This is a genomic window from Alkalihalobacillus alcalophilus ATCC 27647 = CGMCC 1.3604, from assembly GCF_000292245.2.
GTDB lineage: Bacteria > Bacillota > Bacilli > Bacillales > Bacillaceae_D > Alkalihalobacillus > Alkalihalobacillus alcalophilus.
Window position 1 is genome coordinate 1 of the sequence record NZ_ALPT02000022.1, and the last position, 19,725, is coordinate 19,725.

The 19,725-nt window shown below is 40.0% G+C and carries 20 protein-coding genes; 2 read left to right on the top strand and 18 right to left on the bottom strand.

Annotated features, from left to right (window positions below):
• The first annotated feature begins 193 nt into the window (after positions 1-193).
• On the top strand, positions 194-415 hold the full coding sequence (locus BALCAV_RS07765) for a DUF1128 domain-containing protein (protein WP_003322667.1): 222 nt from the start codon (positions 194-196) through the stop codon (positions 413-415).
• 45 nt (positions 416-460) lie between these two features.
• Here the strand turns inward: BALCAV_RS07765 and rnc are convergent, their stop codons facing one another.
• The 11 genes from rnc to BALCAV_RS07820 all read right to left on the bottom strand — a co-directional run bounded on the left by rnc (position 461) and on the right by BALCAV_RS07820 (position 11,058).
• Complete coding sequence (rnc, locus tag BALCAV_RS07770) at positions 461-1,252, bottom strand: ribonuclease III (RefSeq protein ID WP_003322668.1); 792 nt, start codon at positions 1,250-1,252, stop codon at positions 461-463.
• Positions 1,253-1,388: 136 nt separating this feature from the next.
• Entirely contained in the window at positions 1,389-1,625 is a 237-nt protein-coding gene (gene acpP / locus BALCAV_RS07775; protein ID WP_003322670.1) for an acyl carrier protein, read from the bottom strand.
• Between the two features lie 123 nt (positions 1,626-1,748).
• A complete protein-coding gene (fabG, locus tag BALCAV_RS07780; RefSeq protein WP_003322671.1) occupies positions 1,749-2,492 on the bottom strand; it encodes a 3-oxoacyl-ACP reductase FabG in 744 nt (247 codons plus the stop codon).
• Positions 2,492-3,439: an ACP S-malonyltransferase gene (fabD, locus tag BALCAV_RS07785; protein WP_003322672.1), complete on the bottom strand. Its 948-nt coding sequence runs from the start codon at positions 3,437-3,439 to the stop codon at positions 2,492-2,494. Before fabD ends, fabG begins: the two co-directional genes overlap by 1 nt.
• A 20-nt stretch (positions 3,440-3,459) precedes the next feature.
• Positions 3,460-4,461 carry a phosphate acyltransferase PlsX gene (gene plsX, locus BALCAV_RS07790; protein WP_003322673.1) on the bottom strand — a complete coding sequence of 334 codons (1,002 nt, stop codon included), beginning with the start codon at positions 4,459-4,461 and terminating at the stop codon, positions 3,460-3,462.
• 14 nt (positions 4,462-4,475) lie between these two features.
• Positions 4,476-5,048 carry a transcription factor FapR gene (gene fapR / locus BALCAV_RS07795; protein ID WP_003322674.1) on the bottom strand — a complete coding sequence of 191 codons (573 nt, stop codon included), beginning with the start codon at positions 5,046-5,048 and terminating at the stop codon, positions 4,476-4,478.
• An 84-nt stretch (positions 5,049-5,132) separates the two neighbouring features.
• Positions 5,133-7,181 carry an ATP-dependent DNA helicase RecG gene (gene recG / locus BALCAV_RS07800; protein WP_003322675.1) on the bottom strand — a complete coding sequence of 683 codons (2,049 nt, stop codon included), beginning with the start codon at positions 7,179-7,181 and terminating at the stop codon, positions 5,133-5,135.
• Positions 7,178-8,065, bottom strand: a complete 888-nt coding sequence (gene sdaAA, locus BALCAV_RS07805) for an L-serine ammonia-lyase, iron-sulfur-dependent, subunit alpha (RefSeq protein ID WP_003322676.1) — start codon at positions 8,063-8,065, stop codon at positions 7,178-7,180. Before sdaAA ends, recG begins: the two co-directional genes overlap by 4 nt.
• Before the next feature lie 20 nt (positions 8,066-8,085).
• Entirely contained in the window at positions 8,086-8,748 is a 663-nt protein-coding gene (sdaAB, locus tag BALCAV_RS07810) for an L-serine ammonia-lyase, iron-sulfur-dependent subunit beta (protein WP_003322678.1), read from the bottom strand.
• Positions 8,749-8,986: 238 nt separating this feature from the next.
• On the bottom strand, positions 8,987-10,672 hold the full coding sequence (locus BALCAV_RS07815; protein WP_003322680.1) for a DAK2 domain-containing protein: 1,686 nt from the start codon (positions 10,670-10,672) through the stop codon (positions 8,987-8,989).
• Between the two features lie 23 nt (positions 10,673-10,695).
• On the bottom strand, positions 10,696-11,058 hold the full coding sequence (locus tag BALCAV_RS07820; protein ID WP_003322682.1) for an Asp23/Gls24 family envelope stress response protein: 363 nt from the start codon (positions 11,056-11,058) through the stop codon (positions 10,696-10,698).
• A 225-nt stretch (positions 11,059-11,283) separates the two neighbouring features.
• On the opposite strand from BALCAV_RS07820, the gene rpmB reads away from it, so the two are divergent.
• Positions 11,284-11,472, top strand: coding sequence for a 50S ribosomal protein L28 (gene rpmB / locus BALCAV_RS07825; RefSeq protein ID WP_003322683.1), 189 nt, complete (start codon positions 11,284-11,286; stop codon positions 11,470-11,472).
• A gap of 201 nt (positions 11,473-11,673) precedes the next feature.
• On the opposite strand, the gene spoVM is transcribed toward rpmB, so the two are convergent.
• The 7 genes from spoVM to fmt form a co-directional block, all read right to left on the bottom strand.
• Positions 11,674-11,754, bottom strand: coding sequence for a stage V sporulation protein SpoVM (gene spoVM / locus BALCAV_RS07830; protein WP_003322684.1), 81 nt, complete (start codon positions 11,752-11,754; stop codon positions 11,674-11,676).
• 1,237 nt (positions 11,755-12,991) lie between these two features.
• Positions 12,992-13,639: a ribulose-phosphate 3-epimerase gene (rpe, locus tag BALCAV_RS07835; RefSeq protein WP_003320801.1), complete on the bottom strand. Its 648-nt coding sequence runs from the start codon at positions 13,637-13,639 to the stop codon at positions 12,992-12,994.
• A complete protein-coding gene (rsgA, locus tag BALCAV_RS07840) occupies positions 13,636-14,523 on the bottom strand; it encodes a ribosome small subunit-dependent GTPase A (RefSeq protein WP_003320800.1) in 888 nt (295 codons plus the stop codon). Before rsgA ends, rpe begins: the two co-directional genes overlap by 4 nt.
• Positions 14,524-14,565: 42 nt before the next feature.
• A complete protein-coding gene (gene pknB, locus BALCAV_RS07845) occupies positions 14,566-16,632 on the bottom strand; it encodes a Stk1 family PASTA domain-containing Ser/Thr kinase (protein WP_040323789.1) in 2,067 nt (688 codons plus the stop codon).
• Positions 16,633-16,637: 5 nt separating this feature from the next.
• The gene (locus BALCAV_RS07850; protein ID WP_136445933.1) at positions 16,638-17,393 is read right to left on the bottom strand and encodes a Stp1/IreP family PP2C-type Ser/Thr phosphatase; all 756 of its coding nucleotides are present in this window, start codon (positions 17,391-17,393) and stop codon (positions 16,638-16,640) included.
• 51 nt (positions 17,394-17,444) lie between these two features.
• The gene (gene rsmB / locus BALCAV_RS07855; RefSeq protein ID WP_003320797.1) at positions 17,445-18,791 is read right to left on the bottom strand and encodes a 16S rRNA (cytosine(967)-C(5))-methyltransferase RsmB; all 1,347 of its coding nucleotides are present in this window, start codon (positions 18,789-18,791) and stop codon (positions 17,445-17,447) included.
• Positions 18,792-19,724, bottom strand: a complete 933-nt coding sequence (gene fmt / locus BALCAV_RS07860) for a methionyl-tRNA formyltransferase (protein ID WP_003320796.1) — start codon at positions 19,722-19,724, stop codon at positions 18,792-18,794. It lies immediately after the preceding gene.
• Position 19,725: the final 1 nt, after the last annotated feature.

Here is a 19,725-nt window from a genome sequence, read left to right on the forward strand (position 1 = left end):
TAGACGTTGTTACCTTAATATTCTCGCTTCTGACCAAACAGGCTTCGCGTTTTTATCAATCTAGCTACGCCTGTTAGAAGCTCGAGAAAAATCGCCCATCTGAGTGTAGACAAAAAGCGTCTTCATCAGCTGTTCTTATTTTTTCTCGCTTCTGACCAAACAGGCTTCGCTTTTTAATTTAGGAGGGATATACGTGGATTTAACTGTTAATAATCGTGAAAACATTGAGTATATGATTGAGGCCATTAAAGACAAGCTTCAATTTGTTAATTCAGGAGCGATTAATGCGAAAAACTTTAATACGAGTAAATACGAAGAGTTAGTAGAAATTTATGAAATGATTATGAGAAAATCTTCCTTTTCCGTTAGTGAACTAGATGCTATTGCTTCCGAATTAGGGAATTTACGAGACTAAAAAAAACGTGTACTCCTTTTTTTAAAGGAATACACGTTTTTCCATTCAGGTAGAGGACTTTTGACTAAGCTTCATTAGTGCTTGCTGGGCGGCATGTTGCTCCGCTTCTTTTTTGGAACGACCTGTTCCAACCCCTAATGCTTGTGTATTTAACTGCACCTCTGAAACAAATTCACGGTTATGAGCCGGACCACGTTCCTGAACAATAATATACTGAATTTGACCTAAATTATCTCTTTGAATCAATTCTTGTAACTGACTTTTAAAATCCATCATATGAGAAAAAGCACCCTCGTTAACCTTAGGATAAATCGTTTGTGCTAAAAATTCGAATACCGCGTCTATACCTTGATCGAGATAAAGGGCTCCAATAAAGGCTTCAAATACATCAGCAAGCAAGGCTGGACGTAAGCGACCACCTGTAATTTCCTCACCTTTTCCTAATAAAACGAGCTGACCGAACTGTAATTCTTCTGCAAACTTAGCAAGAGAAGGTTCACAAACAATTGAAGCTCTCAATTTTGTCATATCACCTTCACTCATCGCTTTAAATTTTTTAAATAAAAATTGCGACACAGCTAGTTCAAGGACAGCATCTCCTAGAAACTCTAATCTCTCATTATCTTGAAATGTATAAATGCGATGCTCATTCACATAGGATGAATGGGTAAAAGCTTGGATCAATAGTTTTTTATTCTCAAAAGTAAACCCGATATCCGCCTGCAAGGAATCAAACTTTTGTCTTTGTTCACTTGTCAAAGTCAAACGCCTTGGACTTCGTCTACGTTCGTGATAGGACGCTTTTGATTTCTTTTGTTTTTTTGAAGACTGTGACATGGCGACCTCCAACATCTGATTATTCTAAAAAACTTTGTTACTACATTTTGTCTTTTTTCTACATTGTCACCTGCATTCGAAAACGTTCACATAGAAAAGCAAGTCCCACATGGTATGCCATATGAGACTTCCTCCATTAATTGCTGGCGTTGTTTATGTAATCTACTACATCAGCAACTGTAGCGATTTTTTCTGCGTCTTCATCAGAGATTGTTAATTCAAATTCGTCTTCAAGCTCCATTACTAGCTCAACTACATCTAGTGAATCAGCACCTAAATCTTCTTTAAATGACGCTTCAGGTTTTACCTCTGCTTCTTCTACACCTAGACGATCGACGATAATTTTACTTACACGTGTTAATGTATCTGCCATGTTCCGTTCACCCCCTCTCAAAAATAGAACTAAGGCTAGATGAATTTTACCGAGTGCAACCTCTTCTGTCAAGGTCGTTTTTTCGAAATGATTCATTCCACCTAAATGACAACCTTCAAATCATTAAGGCATGACCATCCCACCGTCAATATGTAACGTTTGACCGGTCATATAACTCGCATCTTCACTCGCTAAGAAGCGAACAGCCTTAGCAATATGTTCAGGATTCCCTAGCTTCCCAAGTGGAATTTGCCCTAAAAGTTGCTCTTTTGTCTCATCCCCTAATTCATCGGTCATATCGGTCGTAATAAAACCAGGTGCGATCGCATTAACTAAAATATTACGATTAGAAAGCTCTCTGGCTAACGATTTTGTCAAACCAATTACTCCTGCTTTGGCGGCAACATAGTTAGCTTGACCTGGGTTTCCTAACACCCCAACGACAGAAGCAATATTAATAATACGACCCGAACGTTGCTTCATCATTTGTCTTGTTACTGCTTTTGAACAATTAAAGACCCCTTTTAAATTCGTATTAATCACCGCATCCCAATCGTCTTCTTTCATCCGCATCACAAGATTATCTCTTGTAATCCCAGCATTGTTAACCAAAATATCGACTCTGCCAAACGCTTGAATCGTTTCCTTAATCATCGCTTGTACTTCTTCTGCACTTGCCACATTTGCTTGATAGGCAAAGGCTTCGACGCCTAATGCTTTCGCTTGCTCTACAACTGCTTCCGCTTTATCAGCACTTCCGGCATAGTTGATAACAACATTTGCCCCTTTTTCCGCTAATTCAAGAGCTATCGCTGCTCCAATCCCTCGCGATGCTCCTGTAACAATGGCCACTTGACCTGTTAACATCATTTGTTCCCTCCTTCAAGCTTCTCTAGCATTTTTTCTAAACTTTCACGATCACTAACAGCAAAGGCCAAAGCCCGGCGATTGATTTTTTTCACAAGTCCTGTCAAGACATTACCAGAACCGACTTCAATAAACGTATCGACGCCTTGTTCAAGTAAATACGAAATACTATCCTCCCAAAGGACTGGAGAATACACTTGTTCGATTAGTCTTTCTTTAATTTCAGCAGCACTCGTTACTTCTTTTGCTGTTACATTGGCGATTACGGGTACTTTTGCGTCTCGGACATCCAGCGTGGCCAATACATCCCCTAAACGTTTAGCACAAGGCTTCATTAAAGATGAATGAAACGGACCACTTACTTGCAATGGAAGCACACGTTTCGCTCCCGCCTCTTTTGCATAACCACCTGCTAATTCAACCCCTTGGGCCGTTCCAGAGATCACAATTTGTCCTGGACAATTAATATTCGCTAATTCCACGACATATCCTTCTGATTGAGCTTTTTCACAAGCGACTTGCAGTTCTTTACGGTCTAATCCTAAAACGGCAGCCATCGCTCCCTCTCCAAAAGGAACCGCATCCTCCATAAACAACCCACGATTACGAACCGCATAAACGGCATCCTCAAAAGATAAGGCGCCAGCTGCAACAAGTGCACTGTATTCCCCTAAACTATGTCCCGCAACAAAATCAGCTTTTATCCCTTGTTCTTTCAAAAGTTCAAGCGTGGCCACACTCATTGTTACAAGGGCTGGTTGTGTATGTTCTGTCCGTCTAAGCGTCTCTTCTGGACCATTTTCAATGATATCCGTTAAGTTATATTCAAGCTTTTTATCAGCTCGTTTGAAAATTTGTTGACTTTTTTCTTCAGAATTTCGTAAGTTTTGGCCCATCCCAACTGCTTGCGAGCCTTGACCTGGAAATAAAAAAGCGACTTTTCCCATTCTTGTCAGCTCCTTTTATTTTATACTTCTTGTTCTTTTTTCATTTTTGTTAGTTCATCTTTAATAATGGTGACAACTTGTTTTTCTACCATTTCATATGCTTGACGAATCGCATTAAAAACAGCGTTAGCGTCAGATGAGCCATGTGCTTTAATAACTGGAGCTTTTAATCCAAAAAGAGCGGCCCCTCCATATTCGGAGTAATCAAGTTGTTTTTTGATCTCTTTAAAGCTCGGCTTCAGAATCCCTGCCCCGATTTTATTTTTAAAAGAACTCATAAATTCTTTTTTCAAAATGGAAAAGAGGGCAGAAGCTGTTCCTTCGATGCTCTTTAGCACTAAATTGCCTGAAAACCCATCACAAACCGCCACATCAACTTTACCTTCTAATAAATCCCTTGCTTCGATATTGCCTATAAAGTTAATTGGAGCTTCTTTTATTAGGGAAAAACTCTCTTTCATTAATTCATTCCCTTTGCCATCTTCAGACCCTACATTCACAAGACCGACTTTAGGTTTGTTTACTTTACGAACCATCGACATATACGTTTCACCCATGATCGCATATTGCAGCAGTTGATTCGGTTTTGCATCCATATTCGCTCCTACATCTAATAAAAGAAACCCGCGTCCATCAATAGTCGGTAGCATTGGAGCTAATGCAGGGCGCTCAATCCCACGAATTCGACCAACATAGAGGAGGCCTGCTGTCATTAATGCCCCTGTATTCCCTGAAGAAATGCACGCATCCGCTCTACCTTCTTTCACTTCGCGGACGGCCAAAACCATTGAGGCATCCTTTTTTCGACGGACAGCGGTTGTTGGCTGATCCGTGTCTTCTATTTTTTCATTTGTGTGAAAAATAGTAATTCCTTTTGAATCTGTTAAATACTTCTTAATTTCATCTTCATTACCGATTAAAGTCATTTCTAAATCCTTTAATTCTTTCACAGCTCTTTGTGCTGCTTCCACTTGTGCTTTTGGAGCATTGTCTCCGCCCATGACATCAAGAGCAATTTTCATCGTCAACACTCCTTCTATTGATCGTTATTCTTCCACTGATTGGATCGGTACATAACAAACTCACCCGAAAATACAAGTTCCTGCTCGACATAACTTTGCACATCTACAACCGTTCGCTCTCCTTCTATTCGGACAACCTCGGCTTTAGCAATTACTCTTTCCTTCGCTCGAACTTGTCGTGTAAACCGAATCGTCGCTTTAGCCGTTAACGCCATTTCATCATTAATAATGGCAACAGCTAACGAATTAGCTTGGGCAAATAAATGATGCCCACGAGCTATCCCGGTTTTCGCAAAAACTTGTTCAGGTTGAATATCTAAAATCGAAATCGCTCGCTCGTCCAATTGTAAATCAACAATCTCACCAATTACTTCATCTGGTGCCAATGCCTTCACATCATCAAGCTGTTGTTTCGCTACATCCTTAATTCTTTCTCTTAACTCAGGGATCGCTAACTCCATTCGATCTAAACGAATTGTTTGAATACTCACGTTAAAATGACTCGCCAATGCTTCATCTGTCATAAATGGATCATTATGCAGTGTCTCTTTTAAAAGCTGCTGTCTATCTCTTTTTTTAAGTTTCATTTCATGCACATCCAAATTTATAAGACTAGGTACTAAGAGTAGTATATAATTCCTAGCCGATCATTTCAATACTAAGATTAAGCGTTAATCAAGTTTCTCTCCTTCAAATACACCTTCTTTTACTAAGTAAGCACGTAACCATTTGAATGAATCCTCACTCCAAAAAGCGTCACCATTAATAAAAGAAACTGCATCCTGCCTGGCCACTTCTAATGCACGATAATCATGAACAACGTCAGCCACTTTAAAATTAGGGAGTCCACTTTGTTTTTCACCAAAAAAGTCACCAGGACCGCGCAATTCTAAATCTTTTTCCGACAAAACAAAACCATCATTCGTTTCGGTCATAATCCGCATTCGTTCTTTCCCAACCTCAGACTTGGGATCAGCGAGCAAAATACAATACGATTGCTCACTTCCTCTCCCTACACGACCACGAAGTTGATGGAGCTGAGCTAAACCAAAACGCTCCGCATCATAAATCACCATCACCGTCGCATTCGGAACGTTAACCCCTACTTCTACAACGGTCGTTGAGACTAACACTTGAACCTCATTTCGACTAAACGCTTCCATCACTTCTTCTTTTTCGGAAGGGTGAAGACGACCATGCATTAACCCCACTTGAGATTTTTTTTCAAAATACTGCTGCAAAATCATATGTACATCAAGGGCATTTTGTAAATCAAGCTTCTCTGATTCTTCAATTAACGGACAAATGACGTAAGCTTGCCGACCAGCTTGAAGCTCTTTTTCTATAAAGGCCATCACCCGTTCAAACGTATCAGGTTTGGCCCAGTATGTCTCTATCGCTTTTCTTCCAGCTGGTAATTGATCGATAATCGAAACATCCATGTCCCCAAAAACGGAGATCGCAAGCGTTCTTGGGATCGGGGTTGCGGTCATAAAAAGCACATCCGGATCCTCGCCTTTACTACGAAGGGCTCGTCTTTGTTCTACACCAAATCGATGTTGTTCATCTGTTATGACTAAAGCTAGATTTTTAAATTGAACTTCATCTTGAATGAGAGCATGGGTTCCAACGACAATATCAATCGTACCTAGTTTCAATTCCTCAAGCAATTCTCGACGTTTTTTTCCTTTAACAGAACCGGTCAATAAACGAACCGTGACATCAAAAGGCTCCAGTAAACTTTGTAACGATTGCACATGTTGCTCAGCAAGGATTTCGGTGGGAACCATTAATGCGGCTTGATGACCAGCTTTAATCATTGCATACATACAAATGGCCGCAACGACTGTTTTTCCTGCCCCGACATCTCCTTGTAGTAAACGATTCATTCGATAAGGTGATTGAATATCATTTCTGATCTCGTTAATCACTTTTTTCTGAGCATCTGTTAGAGGGAAAGGCAAAGCTTCAATAAATTGCCTCACTTCAGCCGTTGGCCATTCAATTGCTTTACCACTTGATTGCTCCCTTTGTCCTTTTCTAAAGGCCTGCATTTTTAATTGAAAAAGCAAAAACTCCTCATAAACCATCCTTCTTCTCGCATGTTTTAATGCTTCTTTTGATTGCGGGAAATGAAGTTGATAGAAGGCCTCTCTCCGGCTCGGCAACTTATACTTTTCCAACAAAAATGGGGGTATATTTTCTTGAATATGCCCCGAAAATTGTTGAAAGCCATTACTAACATAACGTTTTAAAGATTTTGTTGTTAATTTACCAGCAACCGAATAAACAGGAACGAGCCTTTGTTCTTTTTGCTGCTGACCGAAACGAGCTTCACTTGCCGTAATCGTCATCCGGTGTTGATCCCACTTTCCCGTAACAGTTGCTTCTTCTCCAAGTTGGAACTTATTTTTTAAATAAGGCTGATTAAAAAAAGTGACCGTCAAAAGCACTTGATTCACAAGTAACCGCACCGTTAAGCGGCTTTTTTTCTTGCCAAAAAAACGAATGGAAGCCGGTGCGTGCACGACACCGACAACGGTTACTCGCTCGTCATGTTTGACATCATGTAAATCTCTAATTTGATAATCTTCATATCGAAACGGAAAATATTCAAGTAAATCTCCCACTGTAAAAATTCGTAACGTTTTTAGTTGATTAACAGCTTCTTCCCCAACTCCATGGACTCCCATTACCGATTGATTGATTATGTCATTCATCGTTTACTCATTGCACTCCCGAAAATTTTTGCTTCATATGCACGTCCTGTAGGAGTAGCTGCTAAACCACCTTCACCTGTTTCACGCAATGTTTCAGGCATCGTTTGACCAATTTTGTACATCGCATCAATGACCTCATCACATGGAATCCGGCTCGTAATCCCAGCTAAAGCCATATCGGCCGCTACGATTGCATTAGACGCTCCCATAGCATTACGTTTAACACAAGGAACTTCCACTAGCCCAGCAACAGGATCACACACAAGACCTAACATATTCTTTAAAGCGATCGCCATCGCTTCCGCTGATTGTTGTGGCGTTCCACCTGCTAATTCTACGAGTGCGGCCGCCGCCATTCCAGTGGCTGAACCGACCTCAGCTTGACAACCCCCAGCCGCACCAGAAATCGAAGCATTATTAGCGACAACAAACCCAAAAGCTCCCGCCACAAATAAATAGCGAATCATTTGCTCTTCTGTTGGTTCAAGCTTATTTTTCATACCAAACAAAACCCCAGGAACAACCCCAGCTGAACCAGCAGTAGGAGTAGCACAAATCGTCCCCATCGCAGCATTGACTTCATTCGTTGCAACCGCTTTACTAACCGCATCAAGTAAGACATCACTTGATAAAAAATGACCCTTTTTAATATAGTTCTGCAATAATACCGCATCGCCACCCGTGAGGCCAGAAACAGAGCGAACATCTTCGGAAATCCCTCGTTCGACCGCCGCTTCCATCACTTGTAAATTCCGACGCATTTGATCAAAGATCAATTCACGTGATTTCTCTGTTACTTCGATCTCTTGTTCAATCATTACTTCAGAAATCAATTTATTTTCACGTTCTGCTATTTCAATTAATTCCGCTACATTTTTAAACAAAGGATTCACTCCTATCCAAATTACTCATGTATTTTTGTCACATGGACGATATGTGGTAATTTATTTAACTCATTTAATACCGTCTCTTCTACATTTTGGTCGACTTCAATGACCATTAACGCTTCCTGACCTTTTTCTTTCCGAGATACTTCCATATGACCGATATTCATTTGTTGGTTTGCTAAAACATTGGCAACAGCCGCTATAACACCAAAACGGTCATTATGCACAACGAGAATGGCTGGATGATTTCCTGATAGCTTTAAGGCAAAGCCATTTAATTCAATGACTTCTATCTTCCCACCACCAATCGAAATTCCAACGAGTTCAATTCTTTCATTCTCTTTTTCTAAAACGACTTTTACCGTATTAGGATGATCCGTTTTGGCTTCTTCTTCAATAAATTCTATATCCATTCCATTCTTTTCGGCTATTTTAACCGCCTCTGGCAACCGTAAATCATCTGTTTCAAAATCTAAAATACCTGCTACTAAAGCAACATCCGTACCATGACCTTTATATGTTTTGGCAAAAGAACCGTATAAGTAAAAGCTCGCTTTTTTTGGTTCCTGACCAAATAATGTTCTCGCTACTTTCCCAATTCTAGCAGCACCAGCTGTATGAGAGCTTGACGGACCAACCATAACAGGGCCGATAATATCAAAAACCGTGCGATACTTCATAAGCAAATTCTCCTTTTAGGTTATTTCTATATTAATAAAACGAATTGTTCTCTTTTTACTTCCCTCCTATCTTAGCATGAAAAGGATAAAAGGTTAACTATTCTACGTTTTTAATCAAAGGATTTGAAAGGCTACTATCATTTTTTTCTAGTTCTTAACAGCTATTACTAGACATAAAAAAGCCACCTATCCCAATGATAAGGTAGCTTTTTATCTCATTTTTTCACTCTTTACCTCATTACTCTACTGAGATAATAAATGAGTATAACGGCTGGTCGCCTTTATGCAAGTCAATCTCAACATCTGGATAGGTCTCTTCGATATAATCATAAATCGATTCAGACTCTTCATCTGTCGCATCTTCCCCTTGAAGTATTGTTACGATCTCACTTTCTTCATCGATCATGTTATCCATTAATTGTTTTGTGACCGCGATTTTATCCACTCCGGCACTGACAATTTTCTTTTCAGAAATCCCCATAAAGTCATCTTTTTTGATATCGATTCCATCCATCGCTGTATCACGAACCGCAAAAGTAACTTGTCCAGATTTAATCTGAGACATCGCTGATTCCATCATATCCGCATTTTCATTTAAACCTTGGTTTGGATTAAATGCGAGTAATGCTGCTAATCCTTGAGGAACCGTTTTTGACTTCACAACTGAAACATTTTCTGCCACAACTTCAGCTGCTTGCTCCGCTGCCATAATAATATTGCTATTATTAGGTAAAATAATGATATTTTTAGCATTAACCTCGCCAATAGCCTTCACGATATCCTCGGTACTCGGATTCATCGTTTGGCCACCTTCAATGACAACGCCAGCTCCTAATCCTTTAAAGAGCTTACCAATTCCCGCACCCATTGTAACGGTAATAATACCAAATTCACTTTTTTCTTTCGGTGTCTGTTCAGAAGAAGGCTTTTCATCATAAACGGGATGAGCATCTTCTAGAAGACTCGTATGTTGTTCACGCATGTTTTCAATTTTAATATGAATCATTTCACCAAAAACTTGAGCTCTTGATAACACTTCACCAGGTGTTTCAGCATGGATATGTACTTTTAAAAGATCTTCATCTGAAACGACTAATAAAGAATCACCAATTTCACTCAAACTTTTACGAAACGCTTCTTCATTATAAGGAGTTTCTTTTAATTTCTCCTCTTCAAACCGAACCATTACTTCTGTACAGTATCCATAAACAATATCTTCAGTCGCCATGTGACTTTGTGCGTGATGTTCTACTTTAATTAACGTATCCATTTGCTTGGATTCTTCCGTAAATTGTTCGCTCACTTCTCCTCCACGTAAAATCGCAAGGAAACCTTCATAAATGTAAAGGAGGCCTTGACCACCAGAATCCACCACACCCACTTCTTTAAGAACAGGTAATAAATCTGGCGTACGTTTAAGGGAAGCTTGTCCCTCTTTTACGACTTCTTCCATCACTTTTAAAACGTCTGTTTCTTTTTGAGCGATCACAGTTGCTTGTTTAGCGGCATCTTTAGCTACCGTTAAAATCGTCCCTTCAACTGGCTTCATGACAGCTTTATAAGCTGTCTCCACCCCACGTTCTAACGCTTGTGCAAGTTCCGGTGCATTGATCACTTTTTTTCCTTCCACCGCTTTTGAAAAGCCTCGGAATAATTGCGAAAGAATAACGCCGGAGTTCCCACGTGCCCCCATAAGCAATCCTTTTGCAAACGCACCCGCGACTTTCCCTACATCATCACTTCCTAATTGTTTCACTTCTTTTACACCTGAAGTGATGGAAAGGTTCATATTCGTTCCTGTATCCCCATCTGGGACAGGAAAAACATTAAGTGAATCTACAATTTTCACATGGCGCGACAATTGGCCGGCCCCTTCGATAAACATTTGAGCCAGCTTTTGACCTTCAATCTGTTTTAATGACACTGACATTTCCTCCTTAACAGCACCTACGGATTCGTGACCCGAACTCCTTGAACAAAAATATTCACGGAATCCACATCAAGACCTAACATTTGTTCTAATTGGTATTTTACTTTTGTTTGAACATTATAAGCTACTTCAGAAATTTTCGTACCGTAACTTACGATGATATACATATCAATATGAATTTGTTCTTCCTCTTCACGAATGACTACACCGCGACGGAAGTTCTCTTTGCCTAATAATTCACTTAACCCATCTTTAATTTGTTTTTGTGAAGCCATTCCGACAATTCCGTAACAATCTACAGCTGCTCCACCTGCAATTGTCGCGACAACCTCTGTTGAAACATCTACAACACCTAGTTGAGTTTTCATTTCGATAGACAATTTACATTCCTCCTTATGTTAGCCAACGACTTTTTGGGTTATTGCCATTTTACTATAATCTAGGTAATTTTAAAAGTGCTTTTGGAAGCGTAACATATTCTTGGTGTCAAGTCCATTTACTTGATCATATTTCTTGAATTCTATTGCATTCTTAATTTGGCTATGCTACTATATTCAAGTATGATTCGGAGGAATTCGTATTGTGTGTATAAGGAGGTGCTTTTCATGGCTCGTAAATGTTATATTACAGGTAAAACGGCTAAGAGTGGTAACAAACGTTCTCACGCTTTAAATAAAACGAAGCGTTCTTGGGGTGTAAACGTACAAAAAGTTCGTATCCTAGTTGACGGTAAACCAAAACGTGTATACGTATCAACTCGTGCACTTAAATCAGGTAAAGTAGAACGCGTTTAATTGAAAAAAGCGAAGGCGACTGCTTAGAAAGTGTAGAAAATAAAGACAAGATCATAAAGGTGCTTTTTACCTTTTGGAATTGGCGTATTTTCCTAGCTTTTTAGGAGCCATAGCTGGATTAAAAAAGCGAAGGCGACTGCTTAAAAAGCGTAGCTGAACGAATTAAAAAACAAAAAAGCACCGGACTTCGGTGCTTTTTTGTTATCCTTTTTTAAATGAGCTAAGAATGACCCGCACAAATCCACCTAAAAATTTCGGTAGCTTGATTGTGTAGAATTTCATAAATCCTCCTCCTCAAACTTAAATGACCACCAATTGTTTTGCGAGTTGACATCAAATAGGCCATCGTATAATTCCGTTCCAAAAGCAATTCCTCTAAGTTTAACAATCGAAAAAAATACTAGCTAATGAAGCCTTTCAATAAATAGATAATCGCAAAAAGGGCATTAAACCGACCTCAGCAATAAACAATACATACTCACTTCTACTAGTATATTCACCACCATTAAACTATTCCTCTTTTTTCAATAACGTGAAACAAAAACTAAAAACAAAAGGAATTCACTTTTCTTTACAATCAAGCTTATGCCAAAAAAACGAGTTTATGACATTAAAAGCGGAGGCGACTGGGCAGATTACGAAGAAAATTAAGGGATTTCCACAAAGGGGCTCTTTCCCTTTTGGCAATCACGTATTTTCACAGTAATCTAGGAGCCGCAGCTGGATAGATTAAAAGCGAAGAATGGCGTTTAGGAGTGAGGAAAAATAAGGGCAGCCGTGGAAGTCGCTTTTTGACTTCCTTAGGATGGACGATTTTTCCCGAGCTCCTGCCATTCGCAGCTGGATAGATTAAAAGCGGAGAATGGCGTTTAGGAGTGAGGAAAAATAAGGGCAGCGGTGGAAGTCGCTTTTTGACTTCCTAAGGATGCACGATTTTTCCCGAGCTCCTGCCATTCGCAGCTGGATAGATTAAAAGCGGAGGCGACTGGGCAGATTACGAAGAAAATTAAGGGATTTCCACAAAGGGGCTCTTTCCCTTTTGGAAATCACGTATTTTCACAGTAATCTAGGAGCCGCAGCTAGATAAATTAAAAGCGGAGAGTGTTTGCCCAAGAGTGAGAAAAAATACAGGGCTGGCTAAAAAAGTCGCTTTTTGACTTTTATAGACAGACCGATTTTTCTCGAACTCTTAACGCTCGCAGCTGGATAAATTAAAAGCGGAGAGCGTTTGCTCAAGAGTGAGAAAAAATACAGAGCTTAATTAGTTTATTCACACTCTAATTTCTCCTGAACTGATTTTTCATTACCTATCCCGCGTTTTCGCACCCTAATTCCTCCAACCCACCAGTTTCATTACCTTTCCCACCTTTTTCGCACTCTAATCCCACCAGCACGGCTTTTCATTACCTATTCCTCTTTTCACCCCCATTCACCACTCTTAATCCCCGCCAACCAACTTAACCGCAAAACAAAAAGAGCCTAACATCAAATTAGACTCTTTGTTTCTTTTCATTCCATATTATTCGCCACGTATAGCCTTTATAGCTTCACCACGGTCAGCTTGATTATAAATGGCGGAGCCGGCAACAAGTACATTGGCTCCTGCCTCTACACACAGCTTGGCGGTTTCGGGATTGACTCCACCATCAACTTCTATATCAAGAGATAAATTCAACTTATCCGCTAAATTTTTCACTTCCGTAATTTTCGGTAACACCGATTCAATAAACGATTGACCACCAAAACCTGGATTAACCGTCATTAATAAAACGAGCGAAACGTCCTTAATAATCGGCTCAATCGCACTGACAGGAGTAGCTGGGTTAATGACAACACCAGGTTTTACACCGTGCTCTTTGATTAAATGAATCGTCCGATGTAAATGCGGGCATGCTTCTGCATGAACGGAAATAATATCGGCACCTGCCTTGGCAAATGCTTCAATATATAAATCAGGATTTTCAATCATTAAATGAACATCCAATGGTAAATCCGTTACGGGTCGAATCGATTGTACGACAAGAGGACCAATCGTGATATTCGGCACAAAATGACCATCCATGACATCGACATGAATATAATCGGCCCCTCCTCGTTCTACTTCTTTAATATCTTCCGCTAATTTTGCAAAATCAGCCGAAAGAATTGAGGGAGCTATTTTTATCATTTGTCGTATCTCCTTTTTTGCGAATTGATTTCTTCTAAAAACTGCAAATAATGTTGATATCGTTGTTCACTTATATCACCTTTATCTACTGCTTCCTTCACCGCACACTTAGGTTCGGATGTATGCGTACAGCCACGGAATTTACATTGATTTAACCGAGCAAGCATTTCGGGAAAGTACTCACTTAAATCTCCTGCTTCTATTTGAGTAAAGTCAAGAGAGCTAAAGCCAGGCGTATCGGCAATTAACCCTTGCCCAACTGGAATCAATTCAACATGGCGGGTCGTATGTTTTCCTCTTCCTAAATGAGTCGATATTTGATTTGTTTCAATATCAAGCTCTGGTTTTAGTACATTTAAAAGCGATGATTTCCCAACACCAGACTGTCCTGCTACAACCGAAATTCTCTCCTCAATAAAAGGCAACAACTTTTCGATTGAATCTTCTTCATTTGTCGTCGTTAAGATAACTCGATAGCCTAACTGTTGATAAACTGCTTGATATTGACTGATATTACCCATTTGCTCTTCGGTTAATAAATCCATCTTGCTAATAATAATTAATGGTTCAATTTGATTTGATTCAATATGAACTAAAAACCTGTCGAGTAGGGCTGGACTAAAATCTGGTTCTAATGCTGAAAAAACAAGGAGTGCTTGGTCTACATTAGCAATCGGCGGGCGTATTAGTTCATTTTTTCGTTCGGCAATGTCTAAAATATAGCCATCTGTTTTGTTCTCTGCTTCATATTCCACGGTATCTCCAACAAGTGGTTTAATGCCTCGATTGCGAAAATTACCTCGCCCACGACATTGAATCAACTCATCACCTGCTTGAACATAATAAAACCCACTTAAAGCTTTCATAATCTTACCTGTTGCCATGTAAACCCTCCATTTGTTTTCTCGCAAAATTAATTTTATCTTTTAATCAGAAAAGACATACGTCCCAGACATTTCTTCATCCAATTCACCATTCACATATGTTTCGATAATGGCATCGTAACTTTGGCTCGCATAAATATCGATTACATACTCCCCAGTACTCGTAATCTGTTCTTCGACTTCGACCCGCTCCTCACCATTTGAACTGGCATCACGAACGACAATACGAATGTCAAAAGCCGTGCCCTCTAATTCTTCAGGAATTTCTGGCTTTATGTTTATCCTGAACCTTTGTGTAGGTTCATCTTGTTCTTCATCCGGCTCTTCTTCATCTGGATCTGGTTCCTCAACAGCTTCTGGCCCTTTGGAAATAACGACCCGGACAGTATCACCAGGTAAAAGATTAGAATACGCATCTGGTGAATAGCTAATTACATAGTTCTCTTCAATATTCGCATGGAAATCCTCTCGGAAATCAGCTTTTAAACCTTGCTCATCAAAGTAACTCTCAACTTCATCTTTTGTCATGCCATCAAGGGGCTGTAAGCGGAAGCGAGAATCGACACTATAAGTTAAAACAACCTTCGTTTCTGATGGCACAACCGCTTCCCCTGCTTCTGGAGTTTGAGTTAAAACAATTCCAGGAGTTTGAGTACTCTCTACTCCCTCTGTTTCTACTTCAAATCCTAAATCTCTCAGTTCACGAGATGCCCGTTCAACAGGATCACCGATCACACTAGGAATTACAACCTCTTCAGCAGCTAATAAAACATATAAATGAACGATAGCTCCCTCTTTCACAATGGAACCTGGATTTGGACGTTGTCTCGTAACCTGCTCCGCCTCAAATTCATCTTCTTCCGACAATTCATCGCTAGTTACATCATGTCTTTGCGGTTCTAGATTTAAACGCTCTAATGTCTCTTCAGCTTCTTCAAAACTCATCCCGACAAAATCAATGACTTCCACTTCATCAACTTTAAATAGTCCAGGCATAAGAGCAAAGGTGGCAATACCCGCTCCAAGTAACACGAGCAACGTGATTATTGTGATCATTAACCACTTTTTCACTTTGCTTTTTTTCTTCTCTTTCTTGATCTCTTTCTTCTGTTCAGGAACTGGATCAACGTTCGTATTTGCTGCGGCCACCCCATCACTTTTTATTTTCGTTGGTGGAGCTTCAATCGTATGACTTAAATCTTGCTGATCCCCTAATGACTTAATAATCGGTATCGCTTTTGTGACTTCATGATCATCATCAGTAAATACATAGGGCTGTTCATTAAGTCGCCCGGGAGCAAGAGCTGTTTCTAAATCATAACGCATCGAACGAATCGTCTCATAGCGGTGCAGAGGATCTTTAATCGTTGCCTTTTTAATAATATTTTCAATGCTTTGTGGTAACGTAGTGATAATCGCTTTCGCGGATGGAATTTCATTTTGCAAATGTTTGATTGCGATTGAAACCGCCGTATCCCCAGAAAACGGGAGCGTCCCCGTTACCATTTCATATAAAACAATCCCTAATGAATAAATATCTGATTTATATGTAACATGTCCCCCACGCGCTTGCTCAGGTGATAAATAATGCACAGAACCCATGACTGAATTTGTATGAGTAATTGTGGCCGCACTCATCGCTCTCGCAATTCCAAAATCAGCGACCTTTGCCACTCCATCATCACGAATTAAAATATTATGCGGTTTAATATCACGGTGAACAATGTGATTATCATGAGCATGGGAAATCGCACTCAAAATTTGGTCCATGATTTGAATCGCTTGTTCAGTTGGCAATGGACCCACATCTTGAATTAATTCTTTTAATGTTTGACCTTTCACATATTCCATTACGATATAATAAATATCGCCTTCTTCTCCGACATCATAAATATTGACGACATTTTCATGAGCTAAACTTGTCGCAGCTTGAGCTTCACGGCGAAACCTTTTAATAAATTGGTCGTCTCCAGAAAATTGTGGCTGTAGCACTTTAACGGCGACAATTCGATCGAGAATGACATCGAGCGCCATATAAACATTTGCCATTCCCCCGCCGCCAATCATTTCTTTCACTTCATAGCGACCATTAATTCTTTCTCCAATCATGTTGTTCACCGACCGCTTTCTTCTTCTTTATTCAGAGGGTATTCCACTAATGCAACCGTAATATTGTCTTCTCCGCCGCGCTCATTGGCTAAGTCAACAAGGGCATTTGCCTTTTGCTCTAATGACATTTTTTCATCAATAATTTTGATTATGTCTGTCGTATTTACTTTATCGGTAAGACCATCTGAACATAACAAAATCAATTCATCACCTTCAATAAACATCGAACGAACATCGGCACTAATTTCCTTCTCCGTTCCTAATGCTCTCAAGACAACATTACGCCTAGGGTGATTTTCTGCTTCCTCTTCTGTAATCTGCCCAGAGCGAACTAATTCTTGAACAAGTGAATGATCATTGGTTTTTGCTGAAAAGCCAAATTCATTTTTTATATAAATGCGGCTATCACCGATATGGCCTATCGTAACAAATTCCTTCGTACAAATCGCCGCGACAATCGTCGTTCCCATCCCATGGCATTCCTTATTATCTTCCGAATGCCTGTAAAGCTTTTGATTGATCGCTTCCACTTGCTCCTTTAACCAATCTTCTGTTTCGTTAACGGAAGTCAAAAGTGGCGAATTTTGCCAAGCTGACTGGAAGAAATCCTTCGTCATTAAGCTAGCCACATCACCAGCTAAATGCCCTCCCATTCCATCAGCAACTAAAGCAAGAACTCCTGTATCATTTACAAAAACTCCACCATTATCCTCATTATGTGTCCGAATTTGTCCGGTATCTGTCTTAAACGTGTAGGCTATTTCCATACGTTACACAATCCCCTTTCTACATCGTCCCTAAAGAGTGCTCACCTATTTTTTCTTCAGACTAGCAATAAAAAAACCGTCCGTCTCATAGTCATGCGGCAAAATAGTCACATAACCATCTTTATATCTCTTGGATTGAACGATTTCTTCAGGTAATCTATCTGAAAGAGTGATGTCCCATTGAAATTCTGGATGTGTTTGGATGAAGTGCTCGACAATGGCTTCATTCTCTTCTTGATCGATCGTACATGTACTATATACTAGACGTCCACCTTTTTTTAACAAAGGGGCAACCGCTTCTAAAATCATAGCTTGAATTTCGGCAATGTCCTGGATATCACTTTCTTTTTTTGCCCACTTTATGTCTGGCTTTCTTCTAATAACCCCAAGACCACTACAAGGTGCATCAAGCAATATCGCATCAAAGCTCTGAGCCGGTGTCTTTTGACTAAACGCTCTGACATCAGCTGCAACCACTTCTATCATCGACAAATCTAAGCGTTTCGCTTGTTCACGAATGAGCTGGACTTTATGTTCATGTAAATCAACCGATAAAAGCGATCCTTCGTTATTCATCAACTCGGCGATATGGGTCGACTTCCCACCTGGTGCAGCACATGAATCTAAGATATGTTCTCCTGCTTTTGGCCCGAGTGCTTTTGCCACAAGCATCGAACTTTCATCCTGTGCCGTAAATAAACCGGAACGATAGGCATTCGTTTTAAAAGCATTTCCTTCTTCGACAATTAAGGCATCAGAAGAAAGTTCGCCTTTTCGTGTCAAAACTCCTTCTTCTTTTAAAATCTTCATTAAATCCTCTTGATTTGTTTTTAACTGATTCACACGAAGGGAAACAACTGGTGGCTTTAAGCTCACCTTCATCATTTCCCTTGTTTCCTCTTCGCCGTAAGTAGCTAACCAACGTCTCACCATCCACTTAGGAAAACTATATTCAAATGCAAGTCGTTTTGTTTGATTCGTTACTTTCTCAAATGAAGGAACCCCTTCACGTTGTACAGAACGTAAAATCCCATTCACTAAAGAGGCCGTACCATCATGTCCACGCTTTTTGGCGATTGTCACCGCTTCATGAATCACCGCTCTTTCTGGAACTCGCTCTAAATACACTAACTGGTAGACAGACATTTGTAACAAAGTCTTCACCCATGGCTCTAAGCTTTCAAGACCTTTTTTAACAAAGGGGGTTAAGAAAAACGTCAAAGTCAGCTTACGTTGCACCGTTCCATATACAAGCTCTGTTAACAGGCCGATATCACGTTTTTCGACCTCCCCACTATTAATCGTTTGATTTAACAAAAGATTGCTATAAGCTTGTTCTTTTTCAATTTGAATTAAAACTTGTAGGGCGACTTCTCGCACATTTTTACTCATTTATGAATCTCCTAGTTTTTGACCAACCACAACATTTGCTCCACGTAAAAATTGGGATACTTCCATTCTTTTTTTACCTGAAGGTTGGATTTCGGTTAATTTTATGGCGGTCTCATTGCCAGTTGCTACAATTAGACCATTTTCTTCTACTTGAATGATTTCTCCACTTGGACCCGATTGATTGGCCACTTTTTCTGCCCACCATACTTTTAAAGGCTTTCCCTCAAAGCTTGTATAGGCAACAGGCCACGGATGCAGACCGCGTACTTGGTTATAAAGCTCTTCACCTGTTTTTGTCCAATCTAACTTTTCCATTTCACGTGAGATGTTTCTAGCAAACGTTGCTTCATTATCATCTTGAGCAATTGGAGTTAACTTTTCTTCCAGCAAAGCCGGAATCGTTTCCATTAATAGTTTCGCCCCAGCCACACTTAATTTATCATGAACAGTCCCAACATGGTCTTTTTCCTCTATCGGCACCCTCACTTGAGTTAAAATATCACCAGCGTCTAGCTTTTCAACCATATACATAATCGTCACACCCGTTTCCTTTTCACCATCAATAATCGATTGGTGAATAGGCGCACCTCCACGGTATTTTGGCAATAGAGAGGCATGAACATTAATACAACCTAACTTTGGATACTCTAATAAAGCTTTTGGTAATATTTGTCCATATGCAGCCGTCACAATTAAGTCTGGCTTATAAGTGAATAAGTTCTCTAATTCAGCCTCTTCTCTCACTTTTTCCGGTTGAAGCACTGGAATATTTAAGTTCTCGGCCGCTACTTTTACTGGAGGAGGCGTCAACACCTTTTTACGACCAACAGGACGATCAGGCTGAGTCACAACGGCTACTACCTCATACTTTTCTGCTAATTGTGTAAGAACTGGAACGGAAAAATCAGGGGTTCCCATAAAAACGATTTTCATC

Bases quoted from the DNA above. Each gene is read 5' to 3' on its own strand.
- rnc (WP_003322668.1), bottom strand. From the start codon at position 1,252: ATGTCACAGTCTTCAAAAAAACAAAAGAAATCAAAAGCGTCCTATCAC.
- acpP (WP_003322670.1), bottom strand. From the start codon at position 1,625: ATGGCAGATACATTAACACGTGTAAGTAAAATTATCGTCGATCGTCTA.
- fabG (WP_003322671.1), bottom strand. From the start codon at position 2,492: ATGTTAACAGGTCAAGTGGCCATTGTTACAGGAGCATCGCGAGGGATT.
- fabD (WP_003322672.1), bottom strand. From the start codon at position 3,439: ATGGGAAAAGTCGCTTTTTTATTTCCAGGTCAAGGCTCGCAAGCAGTT.
- plsX (WP_003322673.1), bottom strand. From the start codon at position 4,461: ATGAAAATTGCTCTTGATGTCATGGGCGGAGACAATGCTCCAAAAGCA.
- fapR (WP_003322674.1), bottom strand. From the start codon at position 5,048: ATGAAACTTAAAAAAAGAGATAGACAGCAGCTTTTAAAAGAGACACTG.
- recG (WP_003322675.1), bottom strand. From the start codon at position 7,181: ATGAATGACATAATCAATCAATCGGTAATGGGAGTCCATGGAGTTGGG.
- sdaAB (WP_003322678.1), bottom strand. From the start codon at position 8,748: ATGAAGTATCGCACGGTTTTTGATATTATCGGCCCTGTTATGGTTGGT.
- rpmB (WP_003322683.1), top strand. From the start codon at position 11,284: ATGGCTCGTAAATGTTATATTACAGGTAAAACGGCTAAGAGTGGTAAC.
- spoVM (WP_003322684.1), bottom strand. From the start codon at position 11,754: ATGAAATTCTACACAATCAAGCTACCGAAATTTTTAGGTGGATTTGTG.
- rpe (WP_003320801.1), bottom strand. From the start codon at position 13,639: ATGATAAAAATAGCTCCCTCAATTCTTTCGGCTGATTTTGCAAAATTA.
- rsgA (WP_003320800.1), bottom strand. From the start codon at position 14,523: ATGGCAACAGGTAAGATTATGAAAGCTTTAAGTGGGTTTTATTATGTT.
- pknB (WP_040323789.1), bottom strand. From the start codon at position 16,632: ATGATTGGAGAAAGAATTAATGGTCGCTATGAAGTGAAAGAAATGATT.
- rsmB (WP_003320797.1), bottom strand. From the start codon at position 18,791: ATGAGTAAAAATGTGCGAGAAGTCGCCCTACAAGTTTTAATTCAAATT.
- fmt (WP_003320796.1), bottom strand. From the start codon at position 19,724: ATGAAAATCGTTTTTATGGGAACCCCTGATTTTTCCGTTCCAGTTCTT.